At 69.5% G+C, this 11,705-nt stretch carries 13 protein-coding genes; 6 read left to right on the top strand and 7 right to left on the bottom strand.

Features of this window, described 5'->3' with window-relative positions:
- Positions 1-812 (bottom strand): helix-turn-helix transcriptional regulator (locus tag ON41_RS24815; protein WP_040750163.1); only part of this gene is annotated, 812 nt, incomplete at its 3' end.
- A gap of 62 nt (positions 813-874) precedes the next feature.
- On the opposite strand from ON41_RS24815, the gene ON41_RS24810 reads away from it, so the two are divergent.
- From ON41_RS24810 to ON41_RS24790, 5 genes are all read left to right on the top strand, one after another.
- The gene (locus ON41_RS24810; protein ID WP_040750162.1) at positions 875-1,462 is read left to right on the top strand and encodes a DinB family protein; all 588 of its coding nucleotides are present in this window, start codon (positions 875-877) and stop codon (positions 1,460-1,462) included.
- Positions 1,459-1,920 carry a VOC family protein gene (locus ON41_RS24805; protein WP_040750161.1) on the top strand — a complete coding sequence of 154 codons (462 nt, stop codon included), beginning with the start codon at positions 1,459-1,461 and terminating at the stop codon, positions 1,918-1,920. The genes ON41_RS24810 and ON41_RS24805 overlap by 4 nt, the downstream gene beginning before the upstream one ends.
- A gap of 163 nt (positions 1,921-2,083) precedes the next feature.
- Positions 2,084-2,728: a maleylpyruvate isomerase family mycothiol-dependent enzyme gene (locus tag ON41_RS24800; RefSeq protein WP_040750160.1), complete on the top strand. Its 645-nt coding sequence runs from the start codon at positions 2,084-2,086 to the stop codon at positions 2,726-2,728.
- A gap of 60 nt (positions 2,729-2,788) precedes the next feature.
- Positions 2,789-3,004, top strand: a complete 216-nt coding sequence (locus ON41_RS24795; RefSeq protein ID WP_040750159.1) for a biotin/lipoyl-binding carrier protein — start codon at positions 2,789-2,791, stop codon at positions 3,002-3,004.
- Between the two features lie 27 nt (positions 3,005-3,031).
- The gene (locus ON41_RS24790) at positions 3,032-4,546 is read left to right on the top strand and encodes a sensor histidine kinase (RefSeq protein ID WP_040750158.1); all 1,515 of its coding nucleotides are present in this window, start codon (positions 3,032-3,034) and stop codon (positions 4,544-4,546) included.
- Between the two features lie 98 nt (positions 4,547-4,644).
- Here the strand turns inward: ON41_RS24790 and ON41_RS24785 are convergent, their stop codons facing one another.
- The gene (locus tag ON41_RS24785) at positions 4,645-4,899 is read right to left on the bottom strand and encodes a WhiB family transcriptional regulator (protein WP_040750157.1); all 255 of its coding nucleotides are present in this window, start codon (positions 4,897-4,899) and stop codon (positions 4,645-4,647) included.
- 234 nt (positions 4,900-5,133) lie between these two features.
- The gene (locus tag ON41_RS24780) at positions 5,134-6,093 is read right to left on the bottom strand and encodes a diacylglycerol/lipid kinase family protein (protein WP_040750156.1); all 960 of its coding nucleotides are present in this window, start codon (positions 6,091-6,093) and stop codon (positions 5,134-5,136) included.
- A 178-nt stretch (positions 6,094-6,271) separates the two neighbouring features.
- Between ON41_RS24780 and ON41_RS24775 the strand changes: the two genes are divergently transcribed.
- Positions 6,272-6,700, top strand: a complete 429-nt coding sequence (locus ON41_RS24775) for a hypothetical protein (RefSeq protein ID WP_051162397.1) — start codon at positions 6,272-6,274, stop codon at positions 6,698-6,700.
- Positions 6,701-6,777: 77 nt separating this feature from the next.
- Here ON41_RS24775 and ON41_RS24770 read toward each other — a convergent pair whose 3' ends face one another.
- From ON41_RS24770 to ON41_RS24755, 4 genes are all read right to left on the bottom strand, one after another.
- Complete coding sequence (locus ON41_RS24770) at positions 6,778-7,254, bottom strand: GNAT family N-acetyltransferase (protein ID WP_040750155.1); 477 nt, start codon at positions 7,252-7,254, stop codon at positions 6,778-6,780.
- Positions 7,251-7,859: an acid phosphatase gene (locus tag ON41_RS24765; RefSeq protein WP_040750176.1), complete on the bottom strand. Its 609-nt coding sequence runs from the start codon at positions 7,857-7,859 to the stop codon at positions 7,251-7,253. Before ON41_RS24765 ends, ON41_RS24770 begins: the two co-directional genes overlap by 4 nt.
- Before the next feature lie 278 nt (positions 7,860-8,137).
- Positions 8,138-9,358, bottom strand: coding sequence for an Rv3212 family protein (locus ON41_RS24760; RefSeq protein ID WP_040750154.1), 1,221 nt, complete (start codon positions 9,356-9,358; stop codon positions 8,138-8,140).
- Positions 9,359-9,541: 183 nt separating this feature from the next.
- Positions 9,542-11,224: a DEAD/DEAH box helicase gene (locus tag ON41_RS24755; RefSeq protein WP_246461120.1), complete on the bottom strand. Its 1,683-nt coding sequence runs from the start codon at positions 11,222-11,224 to the stop codon at positions 9,542-9,544.
- Between the last annotated feature and the right edge of the window lie 481 nt (positions 11,225-11,705).

The raw sequence follows: 11,705 nt of genomic DNA, 5'->3' as shown, positions 1-11,705 counted from the left end.
TCGTCACGCGATCGCACCACGGCCGCCTGCGCCGGAATCTGCACGCGCACGGTCTCCGCGGGGGCGTGGACGAGGAAGCGCGCGCGTTTCGGATAGACCCGGCTCGCCACGCCCTCCTGGACGTAGGCCGCCGCGTCGGGCACCGCGCGCGGCCGGAAATGCCAGGTCCGCGTGCCGATCTCGGTCATCCTGTCCACCCGGAAGCTGCGCCAGTCGTCGCGGTCCAGATCGTAGGCGAGCAGGTACCAGCGCCGGCCGGAGGCGATCAGGCGATACGGCTCGACCCGGCGCCGGCGCGGCGGATTGTTCGACGGGTAGTCGAACTCGGCCTCGACCTCGTCGCGGCAGGCGCGGGCCAACGTCATGAGGGTTCCCGGATCGACGGGCGCGTGATCCGCGCCGAAGGATTCCACCGAGCCCGACAGCGCTCGCACCTCGTGCCGCAGCCGCACGGGCAGCACCCGGTCGAGTTTGGCCAGCGCCCGCAGCGCGGCGTCGCCGGTCCCGGTGACCGCGCCGCCCGCCCCCGCCAGCAGCGAGACCGCGGTCGCGATCGCCTCCTCGTCGTCGAGCAGCAGCGGCGGCAGCTCCCGTCCCGGCGCCAGCTGATACCCGCCGCCGACGCCCTGACCGGCCTGGATGGGATAGCCGAGCGCACGCAGCCGCTCGACGTCGCGCCGGACGGTGCGCGATGTGACGCCCAGCCGGCCGGCGAGTTCGGGACCGGTCCACACCCGGCGTTGCTGGAGCAGTCCGAGCAGTGTCAGCACTCGTTCGGTGGTGCCCCGCTCCTCGCCGCTCGCCACGCTCATACGACCACTGTGCCAGAGATAGCGGACCGATACTGTCCGCTAGGGGTGCCAGGCTGTGCCCTATGGACACAGACGAATTCACGTGGAATCGGAGCCTGCGCGATCAGTGGGAGTTCCACTGGAACAACCAGCTCCGCGCCCGGCTCGACGGCCTCACCGACGACGAGTACTTCTGGTCGCCGGTACCGGACTTCTGGAGCGTGCGACCGCGCGGCGCTTCCACGGCACAGATGCAGGCGGGCGCCGGTGACCACACCATCGATTTCGCATTCCCCCAGCCGGCGCCCGCGCCGTTCACCACGATCGCTTGGCGGCTCGGCCATGTGATCGTCGGCGTCCTCGCCATGCGCAACGCCGCGCATTTCGGCGCGCCGGCCGCGTCGTACGACACGTGGGAGTACGCGACCACCGCGGGCGCCGCGCTAGACCAGCTCGAGACCCAGCTCGACGTCTGGCTGGCCGGGGTCCGCGACCTCGGCGAGGACGGGTTGCGGGTTCCGGTCGGAGACAAAGAGCCCTATCCCGAACTGGCCATGGCCGACCTGGTGCTGCACATCCACCGGGAGCTGATCCACCATCTGTCGGAGGTCTGCCTGCTGCGCGACCTCTACCTGCACACCCACCTCGAGACGAACGGAGAACTCCGATGAGCCGCGAATTCCAGGTCACCTTCGACGCCCACGACCCGCGGGCGGTGTCGATCTTCTGGCGGGAGGTGCTGGGGTACATCCATCCCGGCCCGCCCGGAATCGACCTGCCTCCGGGCGCGGATCCGCTGGCCGCCTGGGACGATTTCCTCGCGCGGATCGGCGTTCCCGAGCAGGAACGCAATTCGCGCTCGGCCATCGAAGACCCGGACGGGCGCGGTCCGCGTGTGTTCTTTCAGCGGGTGCCCGAGGACAAGGTCGTCAAGAATCGCGTCCACCTCGACGTCCGCGCGGCGCCCGGACTCCGCGGGGACGAACGGATGGCGGCGCTGGAGTCCGAGTGCGAGCGGCTGATAGCGTTGGGCGCCAAGCGGATTCAGCGCTACGAGCCCGTACCGCCGATGGACGCGGGGCATATCGTCATGGCCGATCCGGAGGGCAACGAGTTCTGCCTCGACTGAGCCGATGAGTTCCCGCCCCGAATCCCGTCCCGACTGAACAGAGCAGAAAGCACGAATGCGGGAACAGAGGTAGAGGCATGGACGCGGGAACAACGGTGCGGTCGTGGACGCGAGAACAGGGGAGTCGTGAACGCGGGAACAACGCGGGAACGAAGGTGGGGCTGTGAGCAGCGACGTCTGGCCGATCGTGCACGCGGAGCGGGCGGCGCTGATCGAGGATCTCGCCCGGATCGAGGACGAGCGGTGGGACGTGCCCTCGCTGTGCGACGGGTGGACCGTGCACGATGTGGCCGCTCATCTCGCCGAGACCGCTCGCACGACGCGACTCGGATTCGTGGCCGGCATGATTCGCGCGCGGTTCGACTTCCATCGCCAGAACGCGCGCGGGATAGAGCGCGCCCGCGGCGCCACACCGGCGGAGACGCTGCGGCGGCTGCGATCGGTGGCGACGCGGCGGTCGACGCCCCCGGCGCCCCTCGACAGCCGGTTCGTCGAGGAGATCGTGCACGGCGAGGACATCCGCCGCCCCTTGGGAATCTCGCGCGCCTACCCGACGGAAGCCGTGGTCAGGGCCCTGCGCCTGCAGACCCGCACCTCGGCGTCGCTGGGCGGGGCCAAGGAACTGGTCTCCGGGATCCGCCTGGTGGCGGTCGATACCGAGCTGTCCCTCGGCGACGGGCCGGAGGTGCGCGGACCCGTACTCGCCCTGTTGCTGGCCGTCTCGGGACGGCGGATCGCCCTGGCCGATCTCGAGGGTCCGGGAGTCGCCGTTCTCGAATCTGACGGCACGTCCGAGCGGCCGGTGTGATTGGCTTGTACGTCCACCGGATGTACGGCCCGAGCAGTGCCGATCGATCGAGAGGGTGTCATGGCCGAGGAAGTGGTCGCCGAGATGGTGTCGACCGTCTACGAGATCGTCGCGAAGGAGGGCGCGACGGTGCGCGAGGGTGACACCCTGGTGATGCTGGAATCGATGAAGATGGAGATCCCCGTCGTGGCCGAGGCCGACGGCACCGTGACCTCCATCAACGTCGAGCCGGGCCAGGTGCTGCAGAAAGGCGATGTGATCGCCGTCATCTCCTGACGGTGGTTCGCACGAGGAGCGTGGTAGATGTCGACACTGAGTGATCTGCTGGCCGAGCACACCGATCTGCCGGGCGCGGCCGTGGATCATCTGCAGCGGGTGGTGGGGGATTGGCAACTGCTGTCGGATCTCTCGTTCGCGGATCTGCAGCTGTGGGTCGGGGCCGGACCCGTCGCCGAGGGCGCCGATGTGGTGTGCGTGGCGCAGGCCCGCCCGACCACCGCGGCGACCGTGCACCCCGAGGACGTGGTGGGCACGCTCGCCTCCAAGGAGGATCACCCGCAGGTCTTCGAGGCGCTGCTCACCGGGGAGATCGTGCGGGTGGATTCCGACGGCGAGTCCACCGGCGTCTACCACCCCACCCCCGTGCACGCCATCCGCGAGGCCATCCCGGTCCGGGTGGGCGACGACGTGATCGCGGTACTCGGCCGCGATACCGACGTGCAGCGCTCGAAGATCCGCGGCACCCTCGAACACGCCTATATGGCCTGCGCGGACGACCTGTGCCAGATGATCGCCGACGGCACCTTCCCGACCCTCGAGGACCGCACGGGCTCGCACTCCAGTCCCCGCGCCGGTGACGGATTCATCCGCATCGACACCGAGGGCCTCGTCGCCTACGCCAGCCCGAACGCGCTGTCCGCCTACCACCGCATGGGCCTGCAGAGCGAGCTGGCCGGACAGGATCTGTCGCAGACCACGCGCTCGCTGATCACCGACCCGTTCGACGCGCAGGAGGTGGTCAACGACATCCAGGCCGCGCTCGCGGGCAAGTCCGGGCGGCGGATGGAGGTCGAGGCGCGCGGGGCCACCGTCCTGCTGCGCACCCTCGTCCTGCGGCCGCACGGTGAACTCGCCGGCGCCGCGGTGCTGGTGCGCGACGTCACCGAGGTCAAGCGCCGCGACCGGGCGCTGCTGTCCAAGGACGCGACCATTCGCGAGATCCACCACCGGGTGAAGAACAACCTCCAGACGGTGGCCGCGCTGCTGCGTTTACAGGCCCGCCGCACCGAGAACGAGGAGGCGCGGCTGGCCCTGACCGAATCGGTGCGCCGGGTCACCTCGATCGCCTCGGTGCACGAGATGCTGTCGATGTCGGTGGACGAGGAGGTCGATCTCGACGAGGTCGTGGACCGGCTGCTGCCGATCATGGCCGATGTGGCGACCGTGCACACCGCGCGGATCAAGGTGCGCCGCGCCGGCTCGCTCGGCGTGTTCTCCGCCGAGCGCGCGACCCCGCTGGTGATGGTCCTGACCGAACTGGTTCAGAACGCCATCGAGCACGCCTTCGACGCGGGCGAGAACGGTACGGTGACAATCCGTTCCGAGCGGTCGGCCCGCTGGCTGGACGTCATCATCAGCGACGACGGCCGCGGCCTGCCCGACGGGTTCAGCCTCGAGGGCTCCGACCGCCTGGGTCTGCAGATCGTCCGCACACTGGTGACCGCGGAACTGGGCGGCTCGATCGGTTTACACCCCGGCGCGGATATCGGCACGGATGCGGTGCTGCGAGTTCCGTTGGGGCGGCGCTCATCTCGCTGAGAAACAATGAAGCCCGGCACCTGAACAACGGTGCCGGGCCGAGAAAGCGTTACGGGCCGGGCTGTGCGGGTCTCGCGTGGCCGTAACGCGCAGCGCCGTCAGACGACGCTACGGGTGCGGGTACGGGCGTTGCGACGCTTCAGCGCCCGACGCTCGTCTTCGCTCATACCGCCCCACACGCCGGCGTCCTGTCCGGACTTGAGGGCCCAGGACAGGCATTCGGCGGTCACGGGACAGCGGGCGCACACCAGCTTGGCATCAGCAATCTGCGCGAGTGCAGGACCGCTGTTACCGACCGGGAAGAACAGCTCGGGGTCCTCATCGCGACAGATGGCAGTGTGGCGCCAGTCCATTCTCTCTGCTCCTTTGCTGGGCGCATCGGTGCGCCTCGGGTTTGTGGTCCGTTCACTTGTGCGACTCGAATGTTTCCGCACGGTTGCTTGTGAATGCTTTCACGAACACCGTAGATGTCAATAGCTTGGTGGTGCACCGTGGGGAAGCTCACGCTGTAAGACCCCTACATCGGGGGCCAACCGAGTCCTTTGTACTCGCTCGAATCGGTTTTCGCAGCCCAACCGCGATGTTTCTCAGTTGTGTCGGACCGATTCGGGCTGTGGCGCGATCACCTCGAGCACCTCCGGCACCGAGGTGAAATCCACCACGTCCCGGCGGCCGATGAAGTCGCCGTCGATTTGCAGTCCGATCGGCTCGGTGGCCGAGATGCGGACCGCCGGAACATCGTCCGCACGAAACAATGTGCGCGACTTGGGATTTCCGTCGGTGGCCAACAGCTGCCGGGCAACCCACAGTGTTGGCAGTACCCCCATGGTCCGCATGGCAAACACTCCGAGACCGGTTTCGAATCGCGTGCCGGGGTTGGTGACCACCGGAGTGGAGTCGAGATAAGTCCAGGGGCTGGTGTTGGTCACGAATGCGTAATGCACGCCCGTGACCGGTTCGTGATCGGCGATCCGAAGTGTGACGGACGGCTCACGGCGTTTCGCCCGAAAGAACTGACGAACCGTGGTCCGGAGATAGCGCGCGGGCGTGGCGGCATGCCCGCGGGCGCGGCTGTTGTCGATGGCCTCGCAGACGTCCGCGTCGAGTCCGACGCCCGCGGAGAAGGTGAACCAGCGGTCGTCGGCGATGGACAGGCCGATGCGGCGATCCTTCTCCAGCGACAGCAGATCGATGAGCTGATTGGTGGCGGCCACCGGATCCGGGCGGATGCCCAGCGAGCGCGCGAAGACGTTGGCCGAGCCGCCCGGGATGACGCCGAGCCGCGGAGTCCACGCCTGCCCGTCGTCGACCTGCGGCAGCGGCAGGAAGCCGTTGATCGTCTCGTTGACCGTGCCGTCCCCGCCGTGCACGACGATGAGATCCATCTCGTTGGTGGCCGCCCACTGCGCGAGTTCGGCGGCGTGCCCGCGGTGCTGGGTGTGCGCGACGATCAGCTGGGTCCGGCTCTCCAGCGCATGGGCGAGCAGGTCGCGGGTCGCCGGTGTCGTCGAGGTGGCATTCGGATTCACGATCAGCAACGTCCGCACGCATGCAGCGTACTGAGGCGAGGGCAACTGTCCCAGTCTCAGGCCACCCCGTGCCCCGCGAGCGATGGTCATAGGTCACCCCGTGCCCCGCGAGTGATGGTCTTAGGTCGCCCCGTGCCCCGTAGCGATGGTCATAGGCCACCCCGTGCCCCGCCATCGATGGTCTTAGGCTGGCGGGGTGGCGAAGCGGAACGCGGACGAGGGCACGGCACCGGAGCGGGTGCCGTCGACGGTGCGGGCGGCCGGAGCGCTGGCGGCGCTCGAGGGTGCGGCCGGGGTGGTCGTGGCGATCGTGCTGCTGGTGCGCGGGCTCGGCGGCGTCGATCAGAGTCAGACCAGCGCCTACGGCACCGCCGCGTGGTTCGTGATCTTCGGCGGCGCGGTGCTGGCCGCGGGCCTCGGGCTGCTGCGCGGGCGGCGCTGGGGGCGGGCCATCGCGGTGATCGCGCAGATCCTGCTGCTGCCGGTGTCGTGGTACATGATCAACGGGCAGCCGCAGTTCGGGATCCCGCTGGGGCTGGTCGCGCTCGTCGGGCTGGGCCTGCTGTTCTCGCCTCCGTCGACGCGCTGGGCCGCGGAGGTCTACGACACCGGCGACGTGGACTGAGAGGTCCCGCGGCGGGCCCGGAACGGCACGCTGACGCGCTTTTGGTCAGTTGACCACTTCGGGTACGCGGGCGTGCGTCAGGACCGTCCCAGGGCCGCCAGGGCGTCGCCCTCCAGGCGGTAGCCGGTCCATTCGGTCTGCGGCCGTGCGCCGAGCGAGTCGTAGAAGTCGATCGACGGGGTGTTCCAGTCCAGCACCGACCAGTCCACCCGGTGGAAGCCGCGGGCGACCGCCTCGCGGGCCAGTGCGGTGAGCAGCGCCTTGCCCAGGCCGAGACCGCGCGCCTCCGGCTTGACGTACAGATCCTCGAGGTAGATGCCGTGCGTGCCGGTCCAGGTGGAGAAGTTCAGGAACCAGATCGCGCAGCCGAGGACGGCATCGCTCGAATCGTCCTGTGCGACATGGGCGAACACCGCCGGATTCGGGCCGAACAGGGCGGCGTGCAGCTGCTCGTCGGTCAGCTCGCATTCGTGCCGCGACTTCTCGTACTCGGCGAGGTCGTAGACCAGGCCGACGAGCGCGGGCACATCGGCGGGCGCGGCGCGGCGGATCATCGGTCGCCTCCGTTCAAGGCCGGAACGAGATTGTGGGCCAGGACGGTGCGGGCCTGGTGGTCGTGGCCCAGGACGGACACCGCGCCGGTGGACAGGAAGAAGCGACGGCCCTCGCGGACGTCGAATTCCGCCCAGCGGGCGATCAGCGCGCGGGAGAAGTGGCCGTGGCCGACCAGCAGCACGTCGCGGGCGTTCAGGTCCGGTTCGATCGAGGCCAGCACGCGATCGGCGCGGGCGCCCACCTCGGCGGCCGATTCGCCGCCGGGCACCTCGCCGGTGAAGATCGTCCAGCCGGGCGCGGTCCGCTGGATCTCGGGCGTGGTGATGCCCTCGTAGTCGCCGTAGTCCCATTCGAGCAGGTCGTCGTCGGTCCGATCGACCGTGAGCCCGGCCAGCTCGGCGGTGCGCACGGCCCGCTGTTTGGGGCTGGTCAGCACGAGCGGATCGCGCAACTCCAGGGTGCCCAGCAGGCGTCCCGCCGCCCGCGCCTGCTCCTCACCCAGCGGAGTCAGCGGCACGTCGGTGCGCCCGGTATGCCTGCGCGCCCGCGACCACTCGGTCTCGCCGTGCCGGAGCAATACCAGCCGGAAATCTGTGTCGCCCATGCCGTCGATCATGCCGGACGAGGGTGCGAAGACCTCGTCCCGGCGGGATTCCCGGCCAAAAGCGTGCCGGGAAAGCAGAGCGAGGCGTGCTGGGAGGGCAGAGCGAGGCCGTGCTGGGAGGGCAGAGCGAGGCCGTGCTGGGAGGGCAGAGCGAGGCGTGCCGGGAGAGCAGAGCGAGGCGTGCCGGGAGAGCAGAGCGAGGCGTGCCGGGAAAGCAGAGAGACGCGTGCCGGAAGCAGGGACCGTCTTCTTTGTTTCCGGCACGCTTTCGGCCGGAATCAGCCGAGGGCGTACAGGCCCGTGCCGCGGTGTTCCAGGACGGTGGAGCCGACGACGGCCAGGGAGATGGGCTCGTTGTGGTAGTCGGTGCGCCGCACCGGGATTCGTGAGGTCTGCGCGCCGGTGGCGGGATCGATGACGGCGAGGCCGTCGGTTACGGGCATGATCAACTGGCCTGCCATCATGGCCGGATTGCCCAGCGCGTCGGAGGCGGTCCAGATCGGGTCGAAGGTGGTCGCGCTCAGGGCGATCACGCTGTTGCCGGTGAAGACCAGGAAGGCGGAACCGAGGCGGGTGGTCGCGGTGGTCTCGTCGGCCAGGGGCGCGGTGAGCCGGTGCACGGCGACGGAGTTGGCGGCCTGGTCGTAGATCGCGAATTCCGGTGCCTCGGTATCGGTTCCGGGCAGGTACAGCGCGATCCGGGTATCCGACACCGCGATCACCCGGGCCTTCTCGGAGATCGCGCCGGCCTCGGTCAGCACGTGCGAGCCGTACTCCTCGGGCGTGCTGTTGTCCTTGGGCGCGGGATTGAGGACGGTCAGCCGGTCGGCGGTCTCCTCGGGGCAGCGCTCGAGCACCGCCAGCCGGGTGGTGCTGGACGCGCCGGACAGCAGGCGGCAGTCCTTGCGCGGCTGCGTACGCACGTTGACGGGTGCGTCCACGTAGCCGTATTCGAGGGTGCGGACCAGATCCGAGCGCCACATCTCCAGCCGGTCGGATCCCAGTGCCAGCGTGTAGGTGCCGTCCACCGACAGCTTCACCTGCTGGTCCATATAGCTGCTGCGGGCGGTGCGCCGGGCGCCGGTATCGGCGGCCAGCAGCGTGGTCTGGCTGCAACCGCGCCCGTCGCGGTAGGTGGCGACGACGGTGCCGAACTGGCTCTCCACCCCGCACAGCGGCAGGTCGCGCTCGTATTTCCAGAGCTGCTTGCCGGTGCGTGGATCGCGCCCGGTGACGGTGCCCCCGTCCCCCGTGACGGCGACGCCGCCCGAGGCCAGCGCCCGGGTGCTCGCGCCGTCCGATTCGTGCCACAACTCGCCCAGCGACTGCGGCAGCGCGGTCGCCGACGCGGGCGCCCCGGCCGCCTGCGCGGCGGGTTCGGAGGTGGTGCCGCGCGCATCACTGGTCACCCAGACGACCACGCCCGCGATCACCAGGACGACGGCGATCGCGACCGCGGCACAGATATCGGCGCGCGTCCGCCGTTCGGGTGCGAGCACGTCAGCGAGGGTAGCGGATTCCGCCGCCGCCCTTCCTCCCGGCACCTCGCCCCTCGCGAGGGATTCCGGCGCGGCCCACTCGCTAATTCCGGCGTGGCCCCTCGCTTATCCCGGCACGCTTTTGGCCGGGATCCACGTCCCTCGCGATGGATTCCGGCCGACAGCGTGCCGGAAACGTTGCGACTACGCCGAGGTGCTTACCTGGTCGACCGCGGCACCGGTGTTCGCGTCGGCGTCGGCGGGCTTGCGGCGGCGACGGCGGCGGCGGGCGGGCTTGTCGGACTCGTCCTCGGAGGATTCGTCCGTGGCGGTGTCGTTGCCCGACGCTGTCTCGTCGGTTGCGGAGTCGGCTGCCGCACCGGTCTCGCCCGGCGTGCGGCGGCGGCGACGGCGGCGTCGGGCCGGCTTGTCGCCGGACTCCGAGGCGTCCTGCGACTCCGGGGAATCGGCGGTGGTGTCCACGGATTCCGTTGTGGTGTCGGTGGTTTCGCCCTCGACGCCGTCGACGGGCCTGCCGCGGACGGTGCGCTTGCGGTTGCGCTTGCGGGGGGCGCGCTGCTCCCGCTCGACGACGACCGCGTCCTCGTCGCGGGCCGTCGGCTTGCGGCGCAGCGTGCCCGAGACGCCCTCGGGGATGCCCAGATCCTCGTAGAGGTGCGGGGACCGCGAATAGGTCTCGACGGGTTCCGGCATGCCGAGGGAGAGCGCGGCGTCGATGGACTCCCAGCGCTTCAGCTCGTCCCAGTCGACCAGCGTGACCGCGACACCGGTGCGCCCGGCCCGGCCGGTGCGGCCGATGCGGTGCACGTAGGTCTTCTCGTCCTCGGGGCACTGGTAGTTGACCACGTGCGTGACGTCGTCGATATCGATGCCGCGGGCGGCGACATCGGTCGCGACCAGCACGTCGATCCGGCCCTTGCGGAACTTGTCCAGCGCCTTCTCGCGGGCGATCTGGCCCAGGTCGCCATGGACGGCGCCGACGGCGAAACCGCGGTCGGCCAGATCGTCGGCCACCTTCTGCGCGGTCCGCTTGGTGCGCGTGAAGATCATGGTGGCGCCGCGGGTCTCGGCCTGCAGCACCCGCGCGACCAGTTCGCTCTTGTCCAGCGCGTGGGCCCGGTAGACGTACTGCGAGGTGCGATCGTGCACCGCCGAGTCGTGCGGCTCCTCGGCCCGGATGTGGGTGGGTTTGTGCAGGAACGTGCGGGCCAGCGTGATGATCGGCCCCGGCATGGTCGCCGAGAACAGCATGGTCTGACGCCGGTCGGGGACCATGGTCAGGATGCGCTCGATATCGGGCAGGAAGCCCAGGTCGAGCATCTCGTCGGCCTCGTCCAGCACCAGCACCCCGACCTTGCCGAGGATCAGGTGCTGCTGCTCGGCCAGATCCAGCAGGCGGCCGGGCGTGCCGACGACCACGTCGACGCCCTCGCGCAGCGCCGAGATCTGCGACTCGTAGGGGCGGCCGCCGTAGATGGAGGTCACCCGCAGCGGGCCGCGCTCGTTCACCACGTGCTTGGCGGCGTTCTCCAGATCCTGGGTGACCTGGATGCACAGCTCGCGCGTCGGCACGATGACCAGTGCGCGCGGCGTGCCGTCGAGTGTCACGGTGCCGGAGTCGGCGGTGGAAATTCGGTGCAGCAGGGGGACGCCGAATCCGAAAGTCTTACCCATGCCGGTCCGTGCCTGGCCGATGAGATCCTCACCGGCCAGTGCCAGCGGCAGGGTGAGTTCCTGGATGGCGAAAGTGCGTTCGATTCCGATCTCGTGGAGTGCGCGGACGATTTCCGGGTGCACTCCCAATTCGGCGAATGTCGGTGCGGTGTGAGTGGGGTCGAGTTCCGCCGTGAGCAGCGTCTCCGACAGCCCCGGCTCCTGTTCGACAGTGATCTTGCTCAGGTTCGTGCCTTTCCTCGTGTATTTCGCATCAAGCGCGCACGAGGCGTGGGGCGGACCCGTACGGCCCGCGACGACCACGTATCCGGCATTCTCTCCACCTGGACCGCTGCGGGACACCGTCGTGATGGCATCGACCTGGCGCGGCGCAATGGTGGTGCGGATCTGGTGCGCGCACATTTTCCGTGAGCGACGGTGACCCTTGCCCGGTTGCGATCGTTACCGCAAGTGGGGTGAATTTCCGTTGCTCACGCAGATTGTAGCGTGATAGCTTCTTCAACCTCATTTCCGGCTCCGGTTATTCCCCGGCGTCAATAGGCCGGGCACTTCGTCGTACCCTCGTTCCGGGATGCGGCGTGCATTGCGGCACAGCACAATTCAGGCCGTTCGCCGAATTTCCCGCGACCCGCCGGGCGGCCGAATCGCCGGGCGCGCGGTGGCCGATCCCACA

The organism is Nocardia transvalensis NBRC 15921 (assembly GCF_000308875.1).
Lineage (GTDB): Bacteria > Actinomycetota > Actinomycetes > Mycobacteriales > Mycobacteriaceae > Nocardia > Nocardia transvalensis.
The sequence above is the reverse complement of the archived record's forward strand: the minus strand, read 5'-3'. Positions and strand labels throughout refer to the sequence as shown.

Bases quoted from the DNA above. Each gene is read 5' to 3' on its own strand.
- ON41_RS24805 (WP_040750161.1), top strand. From the start codon at position 1,459: ATGAGCCGCGAATTCCAGGTCACCTTCGACGCCCACGACCCGCGGGCG.
- ON41_RS24785 (WP_040750157.1), bottom strand. From the start codon at position 4,899: ATGGACTGGCGCCACACTGCCATCTGTCGCGATGAGGACCCCGAGCTG.
- ON41_RS24765 (WP_040750176.1), bottom strand. From the start codon at position 7,859: ATGGGCGACACAGATTTCCGGCTGGTATTGCTCCGGCACGGCGAGACC.
- ON41_RS24810 (WP_040750162.1), top strand. From the start codon at position 875: ATGGACACAGACGAATTCACGTGGAATCGGAGCCTGCGCGATCAGTGG.
- ON41_RS24795 (WP_040750159.1), top strand. From the start codon at position 2,789: ATGGCCGAGGAAGTGGTCGCCGAGATGGTGTCGACCGTCTACGAGATC.
- ON41_RS24770 (WP_040750155.1), bottom strand. From the start codon at position 7,254: ATGATCCGCCGCGCCGCGCCCGCCGATGTGCCCGCGCTCGTCGGCCTG.
- ON41_RS24790 (WP_040750158.1), top strand. From the start codon at position 3,032: ATGTCGACACTGAGTGATCTGCTGGCCGAGCACACCGATCTGCCGGGC.